Below are 23,073 nucleotides of genomic sequence, written 5' to 3' on the forward strand. Positions count from 1 at the left end.
GTGTAGTTTGAACTGCTCCTGCTGGTGGGGTAGCTTGATCTGCTCCAGCTCTTGATAGAGTTGATGTTGTAATTTTACCTGTTCCTCCTAATGGAGCTCTACTTCTACTTAGATCAACTTCTATTGTCTCTACAACTCCTTTAGCTTTTGCATTTTCCGTATCCTCAGGTTTTAGCAGTTCTTCAACATTTGTATTCTGCACTGAATCCCAAGTCTTGTGAGGAATAAACATTGCTAAAGTACGGTCATCATGTTCGCCTTTAGAAAAGAAGTCTAACCATTTTTCTAGTTCTTTCTCAGGTTCCTCAGCTTGTAATGGTTTATGAAGTTCATGCCATAAACTTTCCCAAGGCTCATATTGTTCTAGTTGTTTGTCAGACTTAAATTTAGGGTCTGAAACCCCGTCTGTCATTAAAAAGAGAACTGGTGGATTATCTCTAGTATCTGTAGCTATACGTGTAAAAACTTTTTCTGCATTAGCTTCTGTTTGAGTAAGAAACTGAGTCTCACCCGAATAAGCTCCAGAATCAACTTTTCCAAGAAGATTAACTTCTTTTTCTTTAGTATCAAAGACAGCTACGGCTCCATCACCAACCCAATAACTCGCTGTGTACCACTTGCCATTTTTTAAAGGCAAAGTAATGGCAACTAAAAGAGTTGCAGATAGAGATTTTACTGGGATAGATTCGCGTTGTGCTTTGTCTTCTAATTTCAAGTAGGCTGCTTGAACTGCGTTGGTTAATAAATGACGCGTTGTTAGAGCTATAACTTCTTCATTTGGCAGTTCAGCAAATTTACGATAACTTTTTTCTTCATCGTTTAGCAGTTCTAGAATTTTTTTTGTAGCTACTTCTACAAGTACTTTTGAGCCATAACGAGAAAACTCTGCACTTCCTGCTCCATCAGAAACAGCAAGAATACTCATTCCCGTTTCGGGATGATAAGCCATTTCAAAATGGTCATCACAGCAGGTTCCTTTATTGGCATGTGTACGACCACGCTGGCGTCCAGCAATTAACACCCCATGAACGTTATCTTTTTTCTCACTATAAGAATCTTCTTTCCAGAACCTATATCCCCCTATCTTTGAAGGGATGTTGTGCCATAGCTTTTCTGGATTAGGGTTAACAAACAAGACTGCATCAAGAATATCTGCAGTAAGAGTGTGTATGAGTACTTTAAATTCACCAGCTTCTAGCGGCGTTCCTTCAATACACCTCTTTTTCTCATCGAACTTTAAGCCAATTTCTTCAGGAAATGCAATCTTAGTTATAGTCTGACCACTAAGTGTAACTAAATAGGGTTCATCTTGTCGTGCATTTGGTAGTTGAATTCGATCCATATGGTTACTATCTTTATTGTTTTCTGGAGCTGCTGATTTTAAAGTTGTTAGAAAGTTTTGATATTTGCTAAAAAATAGCTTTTCATCTCTTTCTGACAACTCTTTTAACTCCTTAAAATTACTTTCAAAAAGATCTATAAGTTTATTCAGAGCTTCTCTAACTTTAGTTTTCATAGTACTTCCTTTACTTTTAGCAAAAGAAATTACCTTTTTCTTTTCTCAACAATAGCGTTATTAAATAACCTAGGTTGAAAGAACAGATTCATAATTATGACAAAAACAAAAAAAGTCATACTATCTCAAAACTGTTATAAAAAGAGCAAAGAGCATACATTTTAATCACAATATAGAGAAAAATATGACTTGGTTGTTTTCGTTATTGAAACCTAAAAGGTTCCTAAATAAAGACATTTACTTGATCTGGTGGTGGAGGAAGACTATTACTCGAAGCTGCTCCTGCACTTACGCTCGATTGATTAACGGTTGCAGACACCCACTGGAAGAACTGAGAGAAACTATTTGAATCCATAGTATCTAAAGCAACAACGGTATCTGTAAGCTCAAGTAGAAGCGTAGGGTCAGCTTTCGGACCTGCTGCACAAGCTACAATACTACTGAAGTTTAGAGCCTTAATCGCACTAAGCGTTTGTTTATAAGTATATAAATCAGAAGGCTTACCGTCGGTTAGGAAAATTAGGATTGGACGCCAATCCCCTTTTTGCTCTTTAGTACTTAGAATTCGATCATGTTTAACAGCTTCTACTACTTTTTCTAACATACGTCCCATAAAAGTAGCACCACTGTCTGGACAAGTAATTGTCGGAATAATTACGTCTTCTAAAGGAGTTACCGGGAGTACATTTTTTACTTCCAAATCAAAAGTATAAATCGAGAGATGAACACTTTCTAAAGCATAAGGATTTTGTCGTAATGCTGAAAGTAAAGATTGTAATCCTACATTAACAGCCTCTATAGGCTCACCTTTCATAGAGCCAGACGTATCAATACAAATATATGTAAGTAAACGTCTTGCCATACTTTAACTCACTATAGAACAATGTTTAATTCTGGTGGTGGAGGAGGTAAGTCACCTAAACCGCCAACATCTGATTTATTAAGATCAACTTTTTGACTTGATACAGAAATAGAAGCAGAAACCCATTTGAAGAATGCTTTAATTGAGTTAGGATCTGCAGTGTCTAAAGAAACTACTTCTTCTGTGATAAGTTTTAAGCAATCAGTATCTGCATTTGAACCTGCCGCACAAGCAACAAATACACCTGTTTTAACTTGTCTAATTGCATCAATACCACGCTGTAAGTCATCTGTAGGTGCACCATCAGAAAGTAAGAATACTACTGGTTTCCAGTCACCTTTAGCTTCAGCTGTACCTTTTTGTACTTCACGATTAATACAATCAGCTAAAAGAACTAATGACTCACCCATTGCTGTTAAACCAGAAGCATGAATATCTGGTAATTGGAAGCTAATTAACTCAGTTAATGGGGTAATTTGGGTAGCACGACTACTAAATGTAATTACAGATAAGTAAACAGTTTCTAAAGCATAAGGGTCTTGACGTAAAGTAGTTACAAGAGATTGTAAACCGTTACGAACTGACTCGATAGCTTCACCCATCATTGATCCTGATGTATCAACTAGTAAATAAACTGGCAAGCGACGCATTTTATTACTCCTATATTAAGGTAAGTAGCTTAATAAATAAGTTACTTACCTATTGTTAATTAAAGCATTGATAAAAATTTAAGTTGAGACAAGTAATAAAATTACTTATCTACGTTTTCCTTTTTCCCAGGGAAAACCAGGGAAGCAACTACACCAAGAGCTAAAACTCCTAGTACAATTATAAGGCTTAGGTTAGGTGAAATATGGATACCAGTATCACCTACGGCATGGTTCCAAGATTGAAGACCCATTTTGAAACCAATGTAGAATAGTAAAGCAATAACTGCTTTTTCTAAATGGATAAGATACTTAGTTAAAGCAGAAAGAATAAAGTAAAGGCTACGTAGACCAAGAATAGCAAAAATCATTGCTGCATAAACTAATAAAGGTTCTTGGGTAACCGCAATTACTGCTGGAACTGAGTCAAAAGCAAAAGCAACGTCAGAAGTTTCAATTGCCATTAAGCATAAAAATGCAGGAGTTACGTAGAATAAGCCTTTTCTTGTTAAAGATTTTTTCTCTTGATCGTCTAATTGCTCTTCTTTAACAAAGAACTTATCACCTTTTAATTTTGGATAAACTGGTAAGGCTTTTTTAACGTATCTTACACTCCAGTGATTTGAATAGTCTTCAATTTCTTCATCGCCATTGTCTTTGGCAGTAAGCATTTTGTAACCACTCCAAATTACAAAGGCAGCGAAGATAAAGCCTACCCATGGACTTGCTGAGAAAAGACTTGTACCTATAACAACGAATACAGCCCTGAATGCTAAGGCTCCAACAATTCCCCAATAGAGGATACGGTGCTGTAAACGTCCTTTGATACCAAAAGAAGCAAAAATCGCAACAAACACCATGAGGTTATCTATAGATAGTGTTTTCTCTAATACATAACCAGATAAATACAAGCTAGCCCAATCTTTATCAAATCTAAACCAAATGTAGAAGTAGAAGGCAACTGAAACTAAAATCCAGAAAACTGACCATAATGCTGCATCTTTTAGAGAAATCTCAGTCGTTTTACGATGGGCAAATAAATCTAAATAAACAGAGACAATAATAACCCCAAAGAAGATTATTAAAGTCTCAGTAGGAAAACCAAAATGTTCCATTTCTCACCTATTTTTTATTTTTTCACACAAATATAATCTTAAAAACACAAAATTTGTTTGCTATAGATTTATAAAAATCATCTACCCTTTATTATATATGTATATATGTAATGTCACGTCAAATCGGAAAATAATTGTATTTTTTTTTGCTTTATAAATCAAAGATATTTGCTATTTGAATGCTAAATACCAATATTTGGCTCTTTTAGCCAAAAAAGAAAGTTCCCTTTAAAAAGAGAACTTTTTAGTTACACCCTAAAATTTAAGCAAAAAAATCCCCTGAACTTAAGTTCAGAGGACTTTTATTATGCGTGAGTAAAATCAGCACATGAACCTTCATCATCTACGATCACGTAAGTAATACCTACAGGACCGTGTACCCCAACCACTTTAATTAACTCAATATCTGCAGTCGATGAGGGACCTGAGATAACGTTAATTACAGAAGGAGCACGTTCACCTTTTAGAGCACGTTTATCTAATTCAACGGCATATTGGTGCATACGAGGTAAAACCGTAGAAGATTTTAGTACTACAATAGTATATTTTGGTAAAAGAGATACTGAACGACCATAGTTTGGACTTGATTCTAGGACAATTGAACCAGACTCAGTTAAACCACATTCAGCATGAACTATACCTATATTAGCAGTTGCAGCAAATGCAAGGTTAGCACGACCTTTTTTGCCGTCCCAAACCCAAATTTCGTCTTCACCAAATTGCTTGATTAAAGCTTGCGTAATTCCTGCTTGGTGTAAACGTTGGTCATCGTTTAAAATGATTTTCCCTTCAGTATAACTTGAAGTTAATTCAACCATAGTACGAGCTAAGTTTTCTGGAGTAGTGATTTGAATATCAATCCCTACAGTTTTACAATAGTCGATATAGTTACTTAATAACTGGTTACGTGGAAGATCAGTTAAACGAGTTCTAGGATAGTTAACCACCCATTCTGGAATCGGATCTGGAGCAGTTTTTACTTCACGACCATATTTTAAAGCAATGCTTTTAAGGAATTCATCACGATTATTCTTATCCATTTTTACGACTCTCTTTGTGTTTTTTAAACCAGCTACGGAATGACTCTTGGTGCTCATTACGTGGTAAGTCACGAGCCTTAGTCCATTCTTTTACTACTGCCACATTAGCAAAACCACGTGGAGTGTTATCTTCATTAGAGAAACTATTTAATAAACTATTTCCAGAGCGTACAACCTTGTCCCAAATAAATGGGTGGTTATTAGCAAAAGTAAAGCCATGGATAGCCATACGTTCAGATGATTTAGAGTAGCCTAATTTCGCAATATTTTCACGGTGTTTAAGAATTAGTGAAGATAAAGGAATTTTAACTGGACATACTGAATCACATGCCGTACATAAAGAACAAATATTTGGTAATTCGTGGAACTCTTTATACCCGCCAAGAATTGGAGTTAATACCGCTCCCATTGGACCTGGATAAATTGAACCATAACCATGTCCCCCGATTTGACGGTAAGCAGGACAAGTGTTCATACAAGCACCACAACGAATACAACGTAACATTTCGTTGAATTCTGAAGTTAGTAAGTCAGAACGACCATTATCCACAATTACTAAGTGGAACTCTTCTGGACCGTCGATCTCACCAGCTAAACGTGGACCAGTTAACCAAGTATTATAAGAAGTTAAACGCGAACCTACAGCCGAACGAGGTAAAAGAGTTAGTAATGGATCCACATTCTCAAAGTTAGGAGCCATACGGTCCATACCCATTACCGCAATGTGAGTTTTTGGTGTAGTTGTTGCTAAACGTAAGTTACCCTCGTTTGTTACTAAACATAGAGTACCTGTTTCTGGAATAGCAAAGTTACAACCTGAAATCCCAACATCTGCAGTTAAAAAATCTTCACGTAAGGTTTTACGAATAAACGCCGTCATTTCTTCAGGAGTTTCTGAACCTTCGTAACCTAGTTGGTCTCTAAGTCTTTGTTGAATTTCTTTACGTGATAAGTGAATCGCTGGTACTACGATGTGTGAAGGGCGGTCACCCACAATTTGCAGAACAAACTCACCTAAGTCTGTTTCTAACACCTTCATGCCTAGTTCTTGCAGTGCTTCATTCAGACCTATTTCTTCGGTTACCATTGATTTAGATTTAACTACTTTCTTAGCATTTTTTTCTTTACATACTTTTTGAATGTAGTTAGTTGCTTCTTCGGCAGTTTTAGCAAAGTATACATGCCCGCCGTTTTGCGTTACTTTTTCAGAAAGTTGATATAAATAACCGTCAATATTGGCAATTACGTGATTACGAATTTGTTCACATAAATCACGCCATTCTTCGAAGTGACCTAGCTCATCCATCATTTTTCTACGGTTTGCACCTATAACGTTTTGAGCTTTAATTAGGTTACGACGTAAAACTTCGTTATTTACTTCTTTATTAATACGTTCTTTTAAAGGTAGATTAGATGTTTTTAAACTCATATTAGTAACCTGCCTGTTCTAGTTCTTCATCAGTAACTAATACATCAACTATGTGAAGTACTTTAATGTGATCTAATTTATGCTCACGTGAAAGACGTCCACCTATGTTAATTAAACATGATGAGTCAGCACCAATTACATAATCAGGGTTTACATCTAAAATATGTTCTACTTTTTCTGTTACCATTTCGCCTGATACTTCAGCCATTTTAACTGAGAAAGTACCACCGAAACCACAGCAAGTATCACTATTTTCAAAATCTAGTAATTCCAGACCTTTTACCGCGTGTAGGAGTTTTAATGGCTCTTCAACAACTCCTAATTTACGCCATAATGAACACGAAGCATGATATACAGCTTTACCTTCTAAAGTTGCTCCTACATCAGTAACTCCTAAAACATTCACGATAAAGTCAGTTAAATCGTGCACACGGTCACCAAATTTTTCTGCACGTTCGCGCCATGGGTCATTTTCATCGAAAAGATATTTATATTTTTTCATTGAATATACGCATGAACCTGCAGGAGCAACGATAGGATAATCGTTCTCTTCAAAGGTTTTAATGAGGTTTTTTACCGCTTTCTTAGATTCATCAACATAGCCTGAGTTAAGAGCAGGTTGACCACAGCAAGTTTGTTTGCTGAGGAACACTACATCACAACCTAGTTTTTCAAGTAAGAGAACGGTCTTTTTTAAGGTATTAGCTTTTACCACGTCACCAATACATGTTACAAAAAGATTAACACGCATAACGTCTCCTAAAAATTTTAACACTACTAGATCGAAGAGTATCTAGGATTTTGTATAAGCTTTTATTTATGAGGAGTTAATAAAATCTTATAGATATAAATTTGAATATTACCTATCATATTATAGAACTATTTAAAGTTGATGTTTATCCCTAGCGAGAGAAAAAACGGCAATAAGCCAAAAAAGAGCTTAAAGTTAAGAATTATTAACATTAAACGAATTTCAGTAATAAAAAAGACCCTTTGGCTTAAAGCCAAAGGGCACAGAAATCATTATTTACCTTTTTCGTACATAAAACCACGTGAAGGAGCTAATTGTAAACTCTTAATAAATGTTTCACGATTATGGAGACGACGATAGTAATTTGCCACCTTAGTAGGAATCTGATATGAACGTGCATCCCTACTTTGTTGACGGAATAGTTTATAAAGAATTGGACCTAAATAACAATCTAGAATCGAAAATTCTTCGCCATAAATTAATAGGGTTTTTTCATCTATAACCCCACTAATCTCTGAAACTACTTGAGACACTTTCTCAATTGCGTAAAATAACTCTTTACTGCTTTCAGAGTTTAGTTGATCTAAATATGGAAAAATTCTCGCTTCAATATATTTAACTATTAAACGAGTTTTGGCTCTTTTTTCTGGTCCTGAAGCAAATAACGGCGGATGCGGAAATTTATCATCAAGATACTCAAGAGCAATTAAAAGATCGTCAATTAGTAAATCTTTATCAAGAATAGTTCCCTTTTTAAATTTAACAGTCCCATTGGCGAAACGATGATTGAGAGCCATTTCAGGGTCATCAGAAATATATTCTACGTCATAGGCTATGCCTTTCTCGGTAAGGGCTAAGCGTAAAATGTGACTAATAACATCGTTTTCACCTGAGAATAAAGTAAGAACCGAGCGCTTCATGCAAATGAACTCCAAAAGCGTTACACGCTAGCTTATCATGTCAATCAATAACTTAGTAAGTCTATGATAAACACTCAAAGCCTTTGTGAAGAGCAAACAAAGTAAACATTATAAATTATTTTTCTATACAAACAGAGATTACTATTCAGAGATAATTAATAATTTATAACATAGATATTTATCATAATTCTTTCTTGTTAGTTTACTAGGTTTTAAAAACTAAAGTCAAGAGAAAAGTGATAAAAATAGTAAAATTTTTTAAATTTTTCCCAAATTTTATGATATAGCAAAATAATTTCCATATAGGGAGAAAATTATTTGAACTTTATATTTGCTTCAACGAGCAATAAAAATGACAGTATCCAGAAAGATACTGTCGAAAAAAATTATTTTTTCTCTTCTGCTTCTGGTGCAGATTTATCTTCAACAGGAGTTGCTGGCTCTGCTGGTTCTTTTTGTTCTGCAAGTTCTTTTTGCTCTGCTGGCTCTTGTGCTTCAACATCTACGTCAAGATCATAAGCTAGTCTTTCGAGCTTACCATTTTTAATTTGGAGAAGATAATTATTCTCACTAAAGTCACGCCCTTCAAGAGCTGCTTTAGTTGCTTCAAGCGAACGGTAAGTAACAGCCATGCTTTGAGCTAAAGTTTGTACGCCTTGAATTGCAGAATTTACTTGTTGTAAAGATTCTTGTTGAGCTTTACGAGCGTTAGTTAATTCACTTTTAAGCTCTTGTACTCGTTTTTGATCTGAACTCGAAAAACGAGCTAAGAAATAACCAACTACTACACCAAGTAAAAATAAAACAATAATTAAAACAGTTGTATTCATAATCTTTTTAATCGTATTTTTTGTTAGATGTTTATAGTATAACTAAAAACTGCAATAAATGCTAAAAAAAGGAAGTAAAAACTTCCTTTTTTTTGTCATTATTCGATATCAAAGTCACCAAAGCTTAAGAGGCGTTGATAACGTTTTTCAAGAAGCTCTTCTGTTTCTAACTCTTCTAGAGCAGCTAATTGCTTTCTTAAAACTTCAGCAATATTTTCTGCTGTAGTTTGGTAGTCAGAATGCGCACCACCTAGAGGTTCAGGAATAATTTCATCAATTAGACCTAATTTTTTAATTTTCGGGGCTGTTAGACCCATGGTTTCAGCAGCTGTTGAAGCTTTATCAGCTGATTTCCATAAAATCGAAGCACAACCTTCAGGTGAAATTACCGAATAAGTTGAAAACTCTAGCATGTTTACGTTGTCGCCCACGCCAATTGCTAAAGCACCACCTGAACCACCTTCACCTACAACGTTACAAATAATAGGTGTTTTTAAATTTGATAGTTCACGTAGGTTACGAGCAATAGCTTCTGATTGACCACGTTCTTCTGCTCCAACCCCTGCGTAAGCACCTGCAGTGTCAATAAAAGTGATTAATGGAATACGGTATTGTTCTGCTAGTTTTGCTAAGCGTAAAGCTTTGCGATAACCTTCAGGTGATGGCATACCGAAATTACATTTAACTTTTTCTTGCACTTTACGACCTTTTTGGTGACCAATTACCATTACAGGTTTACCATCAAAACGAGCTAAACCACCAATAATTGCACGGTCATCAGCAAAAGCACGGTCTCCACATAACTCTTGGTAGTCAGTAAAGATTAACTTAATGTAATCTGGAGTATGTGGACGGTCTGGATGACGAGCAATTTGCGTAATTTGCCAAGGCGTTAGGTTAGAGAAAATTTTCTTACAAAGTTCAAGTTGTTTGTTCTCTAAACTTTGAATTTCACTTTGAAAATCAACGCCTGATGATTGAGCTGCTTCAGAATTTTTGAGAGCTGCAATCTTTTGCGCTAACTCTTCAATAGGTTGTTCAAAAGGTAAATAAGTACGTTCCATAATTTAAACTTAGAGATAGGTGTTTCCACCTAGGTGAAGTTAAACAAGTCCTAACCAAAAAAATGATTAGTTGGATAAATAGAATTCGGTGTCACTAGCCTTTGTAAATAGAGATTCACATCTGGGAGTACAAAAACCTAATAACCTGTTTATTATAAGCGAATAAAGAAAAAAATGCCAATAAAAAACAAAAATTAGGGTAAAACCTTTAACAATTTTACCCTAAATTAGTTACCTAGCTTGGGGACGATAAGTTCGTCCTTCTCTTTCTGGTTCTACGTATTCTAGCTCTAAAATAATATTATGCGGACCACATATTTCTTTTAGGGCTTGATAAATACCAGGCGTAAAACTAGTTAAATGCTTATGTTCTACTGTACCTACACCAAAGCGCGTATAGAAAAGAAAATGAAATTCTAACGGACATTTTTGGCTAATAGGCTTACCTGCAATAAAGGCTTTAAAGTAGTTGTTTACTTGAGCTAAGCCTTCGGCCTTGCGTATATCAAATAAAGCGTAGATTTTTCCTTTACAACGCGAAATATAAGTTTGTAATGGCACTACATTGCGAATTCGCATTGAAGTTCTAGTTTCTTTGGTATCTTTATTTTGATAAGAAGAAAACTGCATAGTAACTACGGCTTTACTATCTTGCTCAAGTTGATCGGCAAGCTCGGCAAGTTGGTTAGCAGAAAGATTACTAAACATATCGCCTCGATAATTGCCTGTTTCATCAGAAAACGCCAAGTCTAAAACGTTTTTACTTCCGTCAAAAGATTTAGATTTACGCACTGAATCTATATGCACAACTAGAGTGTGACTTTTAACGGCCGCCCGCTGATTACCACCTTTGCGGGAGTTACTTAAAACTTCGGCATTATAATCAGAAAACTTATTGAATAAATCATCAATTGAAGAGGCAGAAGCTAAAGTTTGACGTTCGGCACTAAAGGCATTAATTGGATGTCCGGCAAAGTAGAAGTTAAAGGCATCATATTCCCGTTTAACTCGCTCATCCATAGGCCAAGGCTTAACTTCTTTTACTATATCTGGATAAATATAAGTATCTATATTCTCGGTTAGATCAGCAAAGAGGTTGCCTTGGGCTGAGTTTTTTACTGCAGCAAGAATCGGTTTGAGAACATGATGATAAACTTCACGGCTATGTCCTTTTTCTTTGCCTTGGGCAATAAAGTCATCAAAGCAACCCGCATTGATCATTACCTTAAGTTGGCTTTCAGAAAAATGACGCCCACAGCGACTGAGAAAATCATAAAAGTCTTTAAAGTTACCATTAGCCTCACGTTCTTTAATTAACTCTTTAACTACGTCAACCCCTACGCCTTTAAGAGCGGCTAGAGAGTAGATAACTCTCCCCTTGTGATCTACATCAAAATGCTCAAAAGAGTAGTTTACACTTGGACGGATAAAGTCTACGCGAATTTTTCTTGCCGTGTTTTTTAAATCCTTAACTGTACCATAGATTTTTGAGATATCACTTTGGCCGTTGGTTAAAACGGCAGCTAAGAACTCAGCACGATAATGGGCTTTTAAGTAAGCGGTTTGATAAGAAATTAAAGCATAGGCAGCCGAGTGAGACTTGTTAAAACCATAGCCTGCAAACTTATCTACCAGATCAAACAGAGCTTGAGCTTGGGCTGGGTCATGATTATTTTTGGTAGCCCCTTCAATAAACTTGCCACGCTCTTTATCCATTTCCTCTTGTTTTTTCTTACCCATAGCACGACGTAAGTTATCGGCGTCACCTAGAGTATAGCCCGAGAAGGTTTGGGCAATTTGCATCACCTGCTCTTGGTAAACTATAACCCCATAGGTAGGATCGAGAATATCTTTTAGTACCTCAAAGTTTAATTCTGGCGTCGGATAATAAACTTCTTCTAAACCGTTTTTCCGGTTAATATAGTTTTCCACCATCCCTGATTGTAAAGGACCAGGACGGTATAAAGCGATTAAGGCGATAATATCCTCAAAAGTTTTAGGTTGGGCATTTACCACCATTTTGGTGATCCCTTCAGACTCTAGCTGGAAAATACCATGGGTATCACCTTTTTGTAATAATTCATAACAAGCAGGATCATCGAGAGGAATTAAGTTAATATCCAGTAAATCTTCGGGTTTAACTCCTTCGCGAAGCTGACGCTTGTGAATCATCTTAATCGCATTTTTAATAATGGTTAAGTTTTTTAAACCTAAAAAGTCGAACTTAACTAAACCAGCATGTTCAATATCATCTTTGTCAAAATGCGTACTTTGCTCGCCGTCTTCGGAAATATAAAACGCCGAGTAGTTGTTCATTTCAATTGGTGATATAACTATCCCTGCGGCGTGCTTACCTACTTGACGTACTAAACCTTCGAGAGGTTTTGAATAGTCAACTATATGACGATACTCAGGCTCTTCGGTATTTTCATAATAGGCTTTAAATACAGGATTATATTTAACGTTATTTTCTAACGTACCCTTGGCAGTTTTAGTTTCTTCGGCACCATTTTCATCTACAACCTTGTACTCTAGCTTATCTTGTAAAGCCTTAGCAAGGTTATCTGCTTTATGGCGGTCAATCCCCATTACCCTTGCTACATCTCGCACTACCATTTTGGCACCCATGGTACCAAAGGTCATAATTTGCGAAACTGAATCCTTGCCATAGTGCTCTTGCATGTGCTCGATAACTCGAGCACGCCCTTCATTACAAAAGTCAACGTCAAAGTCAGGCATGGATTTACGGGACGGGTTAAGAAAACGCTCAAAAAGTAAGGCATATTTTAGAGGGTCGAGATCGGTTATGCGTAAAGTATACGCCACTAGACTACCTGCCCCTGAACCTCGTCCTGGACCTACAGGGATTTCATTCTTTTTCGACCAGTTAATGAACTCTTGAACGATTAAGAAGTAGCCTGGGAACTTCATACGTTTAATAATGCCCAGCTCATACTCGAGGCGTTCATTATAACGTGGACGTTGCGCTTCACGTTCTTCGGGATCAGGATAAAGCACTTTTAAGCGTGCCTCGAGTCCTTGCCATGCTAGTTTTTCCAGAATCCATTCTTCTTCATCGACTTCTGGATGCTCTTTTACGTAAAGATCAAATTCGTCTTTTAATTCTTTTTGGGCTGGATCACTTGGATCTAAAGTAAATCTTGGTAAGTCATGGTGCCCTAACTTAAACTTAACCGTACACATTTGGGCAATTTTGCTAGTATTGCTAATAGCTACCGGTAAGTCTGCAAAGAGCTCTGCCATTTCTTGCCCCGTTTTAAAGTACTGCTCAGACGTGTACTCAGGTTGGTACTCCGCCATTACCACCCCTTGGGAAATACATTCCCGAATTTGGTGGGTTTTAAAGTCGGTTTGACGTTTAAAGAGTACATCATTGGTTGCCACTAGAGGCATTTGATAACGAATTGAATACTCCAGCACGTATTTTTCTAGTCCTTTTTCTCCAGGACGTTGACAACGGGCTATAGCTTGGAAAATCTTATCTTGATAAATAGCTTTTAAGCGTTCATAACAAGGATCTGCAAAGTCGATCTTATCTTCACGAGCACTATTTCCTAGAGGACCAAAATAGGCAGGAAGCAGACAGATTACGCCTTGAGAATGTTGTTCCATTTGCTCATAGGTAATGTAAATGCGCGGATCTCGCTTAGTTGATTTTAAACTGCGCACTCGACCTGTATATTCGATTTTCCCTCTTGCTCGTACATAGGTTTGAGTCATGATCCGGCGTAAATTTACATAGCCTTCTTCATCTTCGGCAAGAAGAGTAACGTCATGTAAACGACCACGTTCATCCATAAACTGAGTGTCTATGGCAGGAATAGGTTTAATACCTTGGGCTGTAGCTTGTTCGTAAAGTTTGATTAAGCCACAGAACATATTTAAATCACTTATTGCCACGGCTGGCATATGGTATTGTCCAGCTAAAGAAATTATATCCTTAACTTTCATTACCCCGGAGTTTATGGAAAAGTCCGAGTGGACACGTAAGTGAATAAAGGAGTTAGCGATATTTTTTGTAGAAGTCATAGATATTTTTTAAACTAATATATTCTAAATGAACTTTAGTAATAAAAGTTAATTTAGAATAGGTTAGCAGGAATTATTTTATCATAAATAACTCTTTGCCAAGATTTTTCTCGGTTCTCCTAGTATAATGTAGGTGTCAACACTTTTAATATTAATTTCGAGTTTTAGGATTTTTTATGAGTCAAGAAATTGTAATTTCTCCATCAATTTTATCTGCTGATTTTGCTCGTTTAGGCGAAGATGTAACTAGAGTTATCGCAGCTGGAGCAGATCGCATTCATTTTGATGTAATGGATAATAATTACGTTCCTAACCTTTCCTTTGGGGCTCCAATTTGTAAGGCACTACGTGATTATGGCATCTCGGCTCCAATTGATGTGCATTTAATGACCAATGAAGTTGAAAGATTAGCCCGCTACTTTAAAGAAGCAGGAGCAAATCATATTACTTTTTCTTATGAAGCTATCACTCATACAGATCGTACAATTAACCTAATTAAAGAATTAGGTCTAAGTGTTGGTATTGCGATTAACCCTGGCACTCCAGTAGAACTTTTATACCCAGTTCTTGAACAACTGGATCTGGTGTTAATCATGACGGTTAACCCAGGCTTTGGGGGACAAAAATTCTTACCTTATACGCTAGCTAAAATTGAAGCTTTACGCCAAGAGTTAAAACGCCAAAATCTTCTTGGTAAAGTAGAAATTCAAGTAGACGGTGGGGTAAATGCAGACACTATTAGGGTGTTAGCTCATGCAGGGGCAACTAACTTTGTTGCGGGCTCGGCTATTTTTGATGCCGAAGACTATGCTCAAGTTATTACCAACCTACGTGAATTAGCAATTGAACATGAATCTCCTGATTATGTAGACTTATCTTTCCGCGGAGAATAAAAAATGACAAGTTACAATTATGATCTAATTGTTTTTGATTTAGACGGCACTCTTTTAAACACTATTGAAGACATAGCTCACTCTTATCGTTTAGCTTGTAAAGAATTTGGTTTTCCTGAACCACCTACGTTAGAGGTAACTAACTGGGTAGGTCAAGGGCATGATGCTGCAGTTAACGAATGCTTTGCTTGGTTAAAACGTGAATTATTAAAAGATAAAAATCTTTTCCCAGTTTTTGCTCAGCAAGAACAATTACTGCAACTGCCAACTGACGACTTATACAACGAGCATGTTTTACCGTTAAAAGAACAATTCAAAACTCGTCATCAACAACTTTATATTGAAGTTGGTAACCTGCATGCTAGATTATTCCCAGGCGTAGATAAAGCTTTACATCGCTTAAAAGCAACTGGGGTTAAACTTGCCGTATTAACTAATAAAATGAAAGCCTTAACTCCAAAAGTTTTAACGGGTATAGGTCTTTACGACCTCTTTGATGGGGTGTTTAGTGATGGTGATTTACAACACAATAAACCTCACCCTGAAGGTATTTTAAGACACATGGAAAACTTTGGCGTAACCGATAAGCAACGTGTGCTTATGGTAGGTGACTCAGAAAATGATATTAATGCAGGTCTAGCTGCTCATGTTCAAGTTCTTGGTCTTACTTATGGTTACAACTATGGCAAACCTATTGCCTTAGCAAATCCTACCTATGTAAGCGATCACTTTAGTGCCGTAGTTGCTTTACACGAAGGCATTCCTTTACAAGGTGAAGATTTCCAACACTTAGTTGCAGAATTAGAAGCATAAAAAAGTTAAGTCCTCTACTTAGTTTAGTAGAGGACTTTACTTTTATGAGCAAAGCTTTTGATAAATTAAAGCGTGCTCGGCTTGACCATTTAACGAATGATCATAATAATTATGTCTTTTATTGAGTAAGACAAAACCATTCTTTTGGTATAAATTAATTGCAGGATAATTACTTTCTCTTACTTCAAGTAAGTAATTGCTTGTCTGCTGTAAAGTGCCAAAAGCAAACATTATATCGAGTAAAACTTGGGCATAGCCAGATTTACGATATAAAGGGTTAACGGTAATATTATCGAGATTAAGCATTTCAAACTGTGCGTCAAAACACATAAAGCCAATAATTTGCTCATGCTGCAAATAGGCTTGGCGTTGACGTTTACTTAGTTCGGGCTTAAAACTTGCAAACGAAGGGGCTAACCAATTTACTTGACTCGCAGCCAAGCTCATTTGCTCTTGTAATACCTTTTGCACTAACTCGGCCGTTGGAGCTAAATACTGGGCAAAAAACTCTTGCCAAGGAGCAAAGTTAGCTTGCTCCATTTTCTCTAGCAGTTTACGATCTAGATTATACTCGCGAGCTAAGACATTTAGCACCTGAGGGGCAAAGTTTAGACTTTCTCCTTTTTGCTCAGGATCTTTTTGCCAAGCTTTTTGCAACTCTTTCCAAGCTAGCGTTAATTGCTGGCTAAATTTTTGTCCTTGAGCTAAATCTACTTGGGCATTAACTTTGAGCTCTTGCTGACGATAGTTAAAAAGTAACTGAGCAAACTCAGCTATTTCTTGCTTTAAATTAGATTGAGGGGGAACTTCCCCTTGCGGGCGTTGCAAGCGTTCTAAAACTACCCCATATAAACCTTGACGATAAGTTAAATTTTGCTGGGTAAGATCAACTTGTGCTCCATAATTTGCAAAGGTCGAAGCTACCCAAGGATCAAGGTTATCGAGCAAATCTAATTCAGCAAGGCGATAAATATCAGCCCCTAACAAAGGACGAGCACATACTAGTACTTCTTTACTACTCAAAGCCTCTAAGGGCACACGTAGCGAGGCAAGCAAAGAAAGCTGGAGATAATTTAAGTAATTTTTTAAGCTCACAACTACTCTTTATTTAACTGTTGGTTTTGACTAATTAAAGAAATTGGATCTTCATTATCCCTTGCAATTCGTGAAGAAACTGCCGAGTCTTGGTATTTATACTTAGCGTTGTCACGTTTTACATAAGGTTTTAAAGCCGACGAACTTAACGGCTCAAAACTTATTGCCCCAATTTTCATTTTTGGACGTAGAGCTAAAGGCACTTTACCTTGATTTGAGAACTCTAAAACGATTCTTCCTGACCAGCCTGGATCTATACGGTGGGCTGTTACATGCACCATTAAGCCTAAACGAGCTAAAGAAGAACGTCCATCTAACCAAGCTAAATAGTTATCTGGCACAGTTACTGACTCAAAAGTACAACCTAATGCTAGTTCCCCTGGGTGTAAGAAGAACATCTTGTCATCTTCAATATAAATTTCTTCTGACATAAGCTCATCAAGTTGAGCTGCGAGTTCTACACTTGAGCCACCTAAGTCCACATAAGGTACTTTTTGACTAGAAAATACTCTAAAGGTATTACCTAAAGAAAGATCAACGGTTGCCCCCGCAATACGATCATTATTTGGACGCGGCTCTATTTTAATGAGTCCATTATCCAAAGCTTCAATTATATCTTTGTCTGATAAACGCATAATCTTATGATATTTTTGCTAAGTATACTGTAAACCCTGCCTCTTGAGCTATAACTTCAACTACCTTAAAGTATTTAGTTAAAATAGGTAGGTAAGGTAAGCCCGAGTTTGCCACCAGACGTAAGGCTCCTTGCGGATGTAATCTTTGTCTTGCTTGGGCTATGAGGTTTTCGGTAATTCTAAAAGTTACCTCATTTCCTTGATGGAAAGGAGGATTAGTAATAATTTCACGATAGAAAACAGGAGTTAAGCCATTGTCTAAAGCCTGTTGCAGTGAATCGGCTGCTTGTAAATTAAAACTTATTTGCTCTTGAGACAAAGCTTGTAAATTTACTGCAGAGCTCATTAAGGCTGGAGCATAAACTTCAATCAAATCCCAGTTTTGTTTTACTTGGGGATTGGTAATTTGCTGAGCAAAAAGATGAGCTAAGTATTGACTTATAACACCTGCTCCTGAGGCATAGTCTAAAAAGTTTAGATTAGGGTTAGTCACTTGCACATCAAACTCTTTGGCATAGTTTTTAAATAATTTGCTCAAGTGTTGATTATGCACGGCACTTAAATCAGCATAAGTGCTTAAAAGTAATTGCGTACCCTTGTCTAAAGTATGCGAACTAAATACGCCTGGTAAACTTGTAATTATACCAGAAGCTAAAGTAAAGCTATCGTGTTTACTTTTATTGGCGAGCTTAGGACTTACCACTAGATTAGCTTGACTGTGAAATAGTCGACTTCGTGCGACATTATCTAATTGACGCACCGGGTTATCGAGCAAGGAAGCCAGAGTTTTAATCCCCGAGTCGTTAGTACCTAAGTAAAAAACTTGCACTTGACTTGGATCTATTTCCAGTTGAGCTAAAGCAAGTTGAATTTCTTGCACTAAAGTTAAAAACTCTTCTTTACTTTTTGGCCAAAAAATTACTAAATTAGTCGCTTGAGTTAAACGCCAAACCTGGGCTAAAGGACTTGCAGATAAATCTACTTCACTTTGTCCTACTTTAAGCGGTAGCTGCGTTAAGGCTTGAGCTAAATTATACTGCTCGCCTAGATGTTCTTGGGCTAGGCTTGGATCAGCCCCATAAGCCAAATACACATCTTTATTTTTGAGGCTATTACCTTTTTCTAAAGCAAAAAAATCTTCTTTTTCAACTACAAGAGGTATTTTTAACCCCGTAGTTTTAGGATCTAATTTTGCCTCACTAGCTTTTAAATTTGTCCAGATTTTATAGCCTTGACGCCATAGCAGTTGCACGCTATGAGCAAAAGTATACATTTGTTTGGTATAAATACCTAGTTTTTGCTCTCCAGGAATTAACTCTAAAAATTCGTGGATTAAATCGGTTTCAACTTCCCCAAGTAAAATAGTTCCTTGTCCTTGGTAGAAAAATTGTTCATTACGTTGAATAATCTTATTTAATTTACTCATCTTCTTAAATTAAAATATCATTTAATGTTTATATTCTACTATATTAGTTATTGAAAAACTACAATTTAAGCATGCGACTTGGGTATAATATAAACACGAAAATTTATTCTTCCTTTCTTGCTTTAGATTGAGCTATCTTTTATTTATAAATTCTATGCAAGACCATTTAAATCTTTCTCAATTAGAGAAACAATTATCCCATTATTCTCTGAATAATTTTAAAGAGCAATTTCCTGCTCTTAAAGATAATAATTTAATTTATTTTGATAGTGCAGCTACTAGTTTAAGACCACAAGCTGTACTTGACGCTTTTAATCAAGGCTATGGTTTAGCAGGAAATGTTGAGCGTTCTCTGCATACCCAAGCTTTAACGGATTTAGTACAAGCTGGTAAACAGGCTCTGGTTAACTATTTAGATCCAGAGAACCCAGAAGCTAACCGTTTAACCTATACGCAAAATTCAACTGAATCTTTAAATCTTCTTGCCCAGACATTAGGCGAATTCTGGGAAGCTCAACAAAAGAATCAACCCCAAGCAAAATACTATATCCTTGTAACACAAAGCAATCACCATGCTAATCTTTTACCTTGGATAAAACTTTGTCATAGCTATGATTTTTTAGAGTTAAAAACTATTCCTTTGCTGGCTGATCTTAGTTTAGATTTAGAGTATTTACGTCAGTTTTGTCAAGAGCATAGCCAAGAGCTTTTATTAGTGAGCCTGAGTGCGGTGGACAATGCAAATGGCATGGTACATCCTATTGGTAAAATAAAAGAAATTCTTTCTACTTATGCTCCTCATACTTGGTTAAGTATAGATAATGCCCAAGGCTCGTGCTTTAATGCCGTTTACTTAGAAAAAAGCCACAGCCCGCAAGGCTGGCAAGCAGACTTTTTAGTGGGCTCGCTGCATAAAATGTTTGGCTTAACTGGTATTGGCTATTTATATATTTCTCCTCGCATTGCCGAGCTCAGTGGTAAACAAGATAAAAATCTGGCTCTGCTGGCTAAGTTTTTTAATCTCAATAGCCAAAAAACTCCTGAAGTAGAAGAGAAAAAACTCGAGCATTTAAATATTCCTCTCCCTGGAAATAGCTTACACCACCAATGGGTCGGAGGAGGCTTTGTTAAAAGCATTAACCTACGCGAACCTTGTTACCAACTCCAAGAAAGCAATCCTTTCTTGGTTTCAGGCACGCCAAATATAAACGCTTTAGTTACAGTAGCAAGTAATCTTAACTGGTTAACTGCACAACCTTTAAAGCAGCTTTATGAGTATACTCATACTTTACAAAAGTATTTTCTTGCTCGTTTAGCAAGCTTACCTCAAGTAGCTAATTTAAGCCAAAGCAAAAATATTTGCCAAGAACTACAACAAAACCAAGCTCCTGTAGTAATCTTGCCTAGCTTTGGTCATCATATTTCTTTAAGTATTGAAGATGGTTTAGATATAGATTTAGGGCAATTTTTAGCCCAACATAATGTCGTTGCTCGAGTAGGGAAACATTGTGCTTATCCTTACCATGAATTTCTTGGCGTAGACTCTACTTTACGTTTTAGTTTAGCTCCGTTTAATACTAAAGCTGATGTAGACACTACAATAGACTTAATAAGCCAATTTCTCGAGCAAAATCTCTAACTAACCACAATTTTTTATTATGGAAACTGAAAAACGATTTATTAACCTCAGTATGTACGATAGTATTGTACGTGCTAAACCTGCTTCCCAATTGGTGCATAATGAAATTATGACCTTTAATGGAGCTTTTGATCGTAATCCAGGTGACTTTAAAGACTATATTGAAATTACCGGTTGTGAAACCCCAATCTATATGGTACTTGAAGCAAATCGCTTAACTTTTATTAGTCGCTCTAAAGTATTACGTTCATATGTGTTTGCTCTGCTTGTTAACTATATGTTTGATCGCAATTTTGATTTTGATCACTTTATTGACAAATACTCAATTCGCGTTCATTTAACAGACAAACGTGTAGATAGCTTAAAAAATCTCTATGATCTAGTTGTTAAATTAGACCTTAAAGATATTAAAAACAAATTAGATATGCACGGTTACACTTTTGCCCGTAGTCGTGAATGTAAATGTGAACACTGTGGTTGTCGTGAACAGCCTCTAGACTTAGAAGGTTAACCCTAAAGGTTAACCTTTATTTATCTGAGTAGTTTTATGCAAAAAATTCTTATTACGGGATGCTCGTCGGGCATAGGTAAGGCAAGTGCAATTAAGTTTAAGCAACTGGGCTGGGAAGTTATTGCAACTGTACGCCAAGCTCAAGACGGAGTAGACTTAGAACAACTAGGCATTAAAGTAAAAATTTGTGATCAAGGACAAGGAGAAGACATAGCTAAGCTTTTTGCAGATCCTGATTTACAACAATTAGATGCAGCCTTTCTCAATGCTGGCTATGGCTTTATTAGTGCCTCAGAAGATACGCCAAGACAACAACTTATTGATTTACTTAATGTAAATCTCGTTGGTACTTGGGATTACTTTACCCGTTGTATTAAGCTCTTTCGTGCTCAAGGTTATGGGCGGATTATGGTAACTTCGAGTATAGTGAGCTTTGTTCCAGCTCCGTTTCGTGCTGCCTATGGAGCAAGTAAAGCAGGCTTAGATGCTATGGTAAAAACCTTTAGAGTAGAAAATGATAATCCTAATATTCAAGTTAGTTTACTTAACCCAGGTCCAGTAATTACTAACTTTAGACAAAGAGCTTTACAAGAGTATAAAGACTTTACTCCTACTTCGGCGCATTTAGAAAAAGATTATCAAGAACAAAAGCAACGCCTAGAAAATAAAAACCGCAAGCGTTTTACTTCTACGCCCGAACAACTTGCTAATATAGTTGTAAAAGCTTTTAATAGTAAAAAACAAAAAACCTATTATCTGGTAGGCTTGCCAACCTACTTTATGTGGTATTTGCAAAAGCTGGTGCCACAAAGTTGGGCTCTTGCCTTCTTGAAAAAAACTTACAAATTAGAAAAATAAAAAAAGATACTCGGGTGAGTATCTTTTTTTTGCGACAAAAAAAAACTAGTTAGAGAAGCTCTAACTAGTATAAACCTTTAACTAATATAAAACTCTTTGAGATTGCCGCACAATACCTATGCTAACTAATCTCAGACGTTTGGAACCATGGATTCTACAAACATCTTAAATTCTTAAGTTTTCCTGATTGAGGCAGGTAATAATTTACTTCAAATGGTAAGCAATTATTCCTGATAGACTAGCTAGTATTTAAACCGAGAGTAAAATACTTTCACTAGATTTTTTTGATTGTACCAAATGAGGTCATTAGTTTTCATAGGTACAGATAAATAACCGACTTAATAACGTTTATAGTGTGTTATTAAGGGTAACTTTATGTGAGGAGTTCTCACAAAAAAAGGATTACCTAAAAAATTAGTTATAAAGTTCTATAACTAAATTCCTTCACTACTTTTAGTTAGCTTAGGATAAATAGGCAAATAATTAAGGTTAATTATTTGTATTTTTTACCTGTAATGCTAACATCGATATAGTTAAAGAATTCCATTTTAGTTTCCTTGATACTTTTTGATGTTAATAAAATAAAGGCTCTACTCTAATTGGTCGAGTAAAGTACCGCAAAACAAGCGCATAGGTCTATGCATTTGCTCTTTGGTGTGCATATTATACTTATTTTAATAAACTAAAGCAAGAGCTCAAGCAAAAATAACACTCTCTTGTTAAATATTTGTTATCTTTGTGGCTTTTGCAAGTTAATTTGCAAGTTTTAACTATCAAATGCAAGTTCTAATTTTAGCCTAAAAAAGGGACTTTTTTGGCAAGCATTTTTTGTTAAATTGTAAAGGGTTTTGTTAAATTGTAAAGGGTTTTGTTAAATTGCTAAGGGTTTTGTTAAATTGCAAAGGGTTTTGTTAAATTTCAAAGGGTTTTGTTAAATTGCAAAGGGTTTTGTTAAATTTCAAAGTGTTTTGTTAAATTG

General features: G+C 36.2%; 18 protein-coding genes and 1 pseudogene. 5 read left to right on the forward strand and 14 right to left on the reverse strand.

Translation table 11 applies throughout. The features are described from left to right. From CJP74_RS06490 to dnaE, 11 genes and pseudogenes are all read right to left on the reverse strand, one after another. The coding region (locus tag CJP74_RS06490) for a PP2C family serine/threonine-protein phosphatase (protein WP_147397063.1) at positions 1 to 1,516 on the reverse strand (1,516 nt) is incomplete at its 3' end. 223 nt (positions 1,517 to 1,739) lie between these two features. Next, complete coding sequence (locus CJP74_RS06495; protein ID WP_119497474.1) at positions 1,740 to 2,378, reverse strand: vWA domain-containing protein; 639 nt, start codon at positions 2,376 to 2,378, stop codon at positions 1,740 to 1,742. A gap of 11 nt (positions 2,379 to 2,389) precedes the next feature. Next, a complete protein-coding gene (locus CJP74_RS06500) occupies positions 2,390 to 3,028 on the reverse strand; it encodes a vWA domain-containing protein (protein WP_119497476.1) in 639 nt (212 codons plus the stop codon). A 101-nt stretch (positions 3,029 to 3,129) separates the two neighbouring features. Continuing rightward, positions 3,130 to 4,140 carry a TerC family protein gene (locus tag CJP74_RS06505; protein WP_119497478.1) on the reverse strand — a complete coding sequence of 337 codons (1,011 nt, stop codon included), beginning with the start codon at positions 4,138 to 4,140 and terminating at the stop codon, positions 3,130 to 3,132. A 305-nt stretch (positions 4,141 to 4,445) separates the two neighbouring features. After that, positions 4,446 to 5,180, reverse strand: a complete 735-nt coding sequence (locus tag CJP74_RS06510; RefSeq protein WP_119497480.1) for a LutC/YkgG family protein — start codon at positions 5,178 to 5,180, stop codon at positions 4,446 to 4,448. Then, positions 5,173 to 6,609 (reverse strand): LutB/LldF family L-lactate oxidation iron-sulfur protein, encoded by a 1,437-nt coding sequence (locus CJP74_RS06515; protein ID WP_119497482.1) that lies wholly within the window; start codon positions 6,607 to 6,609, stop codon positions 5,173 to 5,175. The genes CJP74_RS06510 and CJP74_RS06515 overlap by 8 nt, the downstream gene beginning before the upstream one ends. A gap of 1 nt (position 6,610) precedes the next feature. Next, the gene (locus CJP74_RS06520) at positions 6,611 to 7,360 is read right to left on the reverse strand and encodes a (Fe-S)-binding protein (RefSeq protein WP_119497484.1); all 750 of its coding nucleotides are present in this window, start codon (positions 7,358 to 7,360) and stop codon (positions 6,611 to 6,613) included. Positions 7,361 to 7,632: 272 nt separating this feature from the next. After that, a complete protein-coding gene (locus CJP74_RS06525) occupies positions 7,633 to 8,280 on the reverse strand; it encodes a hypothetical protein (RefSeq protein ID WP_119497486.1) in 648 nt (215 codons plus the stop codon). Between the two features lie 386 nt (positions 8,281 to 8,666). Beyond that, entirely contained in the window at positions 8,667 to 9,110 is a 444-nt protein-coding gene (locus tag CJP74_RS06530) for a Z-ring associated ZapG family protein (protein ID WP_119497488.1), read from the reverse strand. Positions 9,111 to 9,208: 98 nt separating this feature from the next. Beyond that, entirely contained in the window at positions 9,209 to 10,174 is a 966-nt protein-coding gene (locus CJP74_RS06535; RefSeq protein WP_119497490.1) for an acetyl-CoA carboxylase carboxyltransferase subunit alpha, read from the reverse strand. 531 nt (positions 10,175 to 10,705) lie between these two features. After that, positions 10,706 to 14,224 (reverse strand): annotated as a pseudogene (dnaE, locus tag CJP74_RS06540) (DNA polymerase III subunit alpha); the annotation flags it as partial. Between the two features lie 176 nt (positions 14,225 to 14,400). On the opposite strand from dnaE, the gene rpe reads away from it, so the two are divergent. Both rpe and CJP74_RS06550 read left to right on the forward strand, forming a co-directional pair. Beyond that, entirely contained in the window at positions 14,401 to 15,117 is a 717-nt protein-coding gene (gene rpe, locus CJP74_RS06545; RefSeq protein ID WP_119497494.1) for a ribulose-phosphate 3-epimerase, read from the forward strand. A gap of 3 nt (positions 15,118 to 15,120) precedes the next feature. Continuing rightward, on the forward strand, positions 15,121 to 15,930 hold the full coding sequence (locus CJP74_RS06550; protein ID WP_119497496.1) for an HAD-IA family hydrolase: 810 nt from the start codon (positions 15,121 to 15,123) through the stop codon (positions 15,928 to 15,930). Between the two features lie 42 nt (positions 15,931 to 15,972). Here the strand turns inward: CJP74_RS06550 and CJP74_RS06555 are convergent, their stop codons facing one another. The 3 genes from CJP74_RS06555 to CJP74_RS06565 are packed head-to-tail and all read right to left on the reverse strand — an operon-like array spanning position 15,973 to position 19,086. Next, positions 15,973 to 17,025, reverse strand: coding sequence for a GNAT family N-acetyltransferase (locus CJP74_RS06555; protein ID WP_119497498.1), 1,053 nt, complete (start codon positions 17,023 to 17,025; stop codon positions 15,973 to 15,975). Positions 17,026 to 17,027: 2 nt separating this feature from the next. After that, positions 17,028 to 17,660, reverse strand: a complete 633-nt coding sequence (dcd, locus tag CJP74_RS06560; protein WP_119497499.1) for a dCTP deaminase — start codon at positions 17,658 to 17,660, stop codon at positions 17,028 to 17,030. Between the two features lie 4 nt (positions 17,661 to 17,664). Then, positions 17,665 to 19,086, reverse strand: coding sequence for a methyltransferase (locus tag CJP74_RS06565; protein WP_119497501.1), 1,422 nt, complete (start codon positions 19,084 to 19,086; stop codon positions 17,665 to 17,667). A 154-nt stretch (positions 19,087 to 19,240) separates the two neighbouring features. On the opposite strand from CJP74_RS06565, the gene CJP74_RS06570 reads away from it, so the two are divergent. The 3 genes from CJP74_RS06570 to CJP74_RS06580 are packed head-to-tail and all read left to right on the forward strand — an operon-like array spanning position 19,241 to position 22,094. After that, the gene (locus CJP74_RS06570) at positions 19,241 to 20,725 is read left to right on the forward strand and encodes an aminotransferase class V-fold PLP-dependent enzyme (protein ID WP_119497503.1); all 1,485 of its coding nucleotides are present in this window, start codon (positions 19,241 to 19,243) and stop codon (positions 20,723 to 20,725) included. 19 nt (positions 20,726 to 20,744) lie between these two features. Then, positions 20,745 to 21,236, forward strand: coding sequence for a hypothetical protein (locus CJP74_RS06575; RefSeq protein WP_119497505.1), 492 nt, complete (start codon positions 20,745 to 20,747; stop codon positions 21,234 to 21,236). 36 nt (positions 21,237 to 21,272) lie between these two features. Next, positions 21,273 to 22,094 carry an SDR family NAD(P)-dependent oxidoreductase gene (locus CJP74_RS06580; RefSeq protein ID WP_119497507.1) on the forward strand — a complete coding sequence of 274 codons (822 nt, stop codon included), beginning with the start codon at positions 21,273 to 21,275 and terminating at the stop codon, positions 22,092 to 22,094. Positions 22,095 to 23,073 lie beyond the last annotated feature (979 nt).

The sequence above is a fragment of the Psittacicella melopsittaci genome, assembly GCF_003585925.1.
GTDB lineage: Bacteria > Pseudomonadota > Gammaproteobacteria > Enterobacterales > Psittacicellaceae > Psittacicella > Psittacicella melopsittaci.

Coding starts and splice junctions, on each gene's coding strand:
- CJP74_RS06500 (WP_119497476.1), bottom strand. CDS start 3,028: ATGCGTCGCTTGCCAGTTTATTTACTAGTTGATACATCAGGATCAATG.
- dcd (WP_119497499.1), bottom strand. CDS start 17,660: ATGCGTTTATCAGACAAAGATATAATTGAAGCTTTGGATAATGGACTC.
- CJP74_RS06550 (WP_119497496.1), top strand. CDS start 15,121: ATGACAAGTTACAATTATGATCTAATTGTTTTTGATTTAGACGGCACT.
- CJP74_RS06515 (WP_119497482.1), bottom strand. CDS start 6,609: ATGAGTTTAAAAACATCTAATCTACCTTTAAAAGAACGTATTAATAAA.
- CJP74_RS06580 (WP_119497507.1), top strand. CDS start 21,273: ATGCAAAAAATTCTTATTACGGGATGCTCGTCGGGCATAGGTAAGGCA.
- CJP74_RS06510 (WP_119497480.1), bottom strand. CDS start 5,180: ATGGATAAGAATAATCGTGATGAATTCCTTAAAAGCATTGCTTTAAAA.
- CJP74_RS06505 (WP_119497478.1), bottom strand. CDS start 4,140: ATGGAACATTTTGGTTTTCCTACTGAGACTTTAATAATCTTCTTTGGG.
- CJP74_RS06565 (WP_119497501.1), bottom strand. CDS start 19,086: ATGAGTAAATTAAATAAGATTATTCAACGTAATGAACAATTTTTCTAC.
- CJP74_RS06530 (WP_119497488.1), bottom strand. CDS start 9,110: ATGAATACAACTGTTTTAATTATTGTTTTATTTTTACTTGGTGTAGTA.
- rpe (WP_119497494.1), top strand. CDS start 14,401: ATGAGTCAAGAAATTGTAATTTCTCCATCAATTTTATCTGCTGATTTT.
- CJP74_RS06575 (WP_119497505.1), top strand. CDS start 20,745: ATGGAAACTGAAAAACGATTTATTAACCTCAGTATGTACGATAGTATT.
- CJP74_RS06495 (WP_119497474.1), bottom strand. CDS start 2,378: ATGGCAAGACGTTTACTTACATATATTTGTATTGATACGTCTGGCTCT.
- CJP74_RS06520 (WP_119497484.1), bottom strand. CDS start 7,360: ATGCGTGTTAATCTTTTTGTAACATGTATTGGTGACGTGGTAAAAGCT.
- CJP74_RS06570 (WP_119497503.1), top strand. CDS start 19,241: ATGCAAGACCATTTAAATCTTTCTCAATTAGAGAAACAATTATCCCAT.
- CJP74_RS06525 (WP_119497486.1), bottom strand. CDS start 8,280: ATGAAGCGCTCGGTTCTTACTTTATTCTCAGGTGAAAACGATGTTATT.
- CJP74_RS06535 (WP_119497490.1), bottom strand. CDS start 10,174: ATGGAACGTACTTATTTACCTTTTGAACAACCTATTGAAGAGTTAGCG.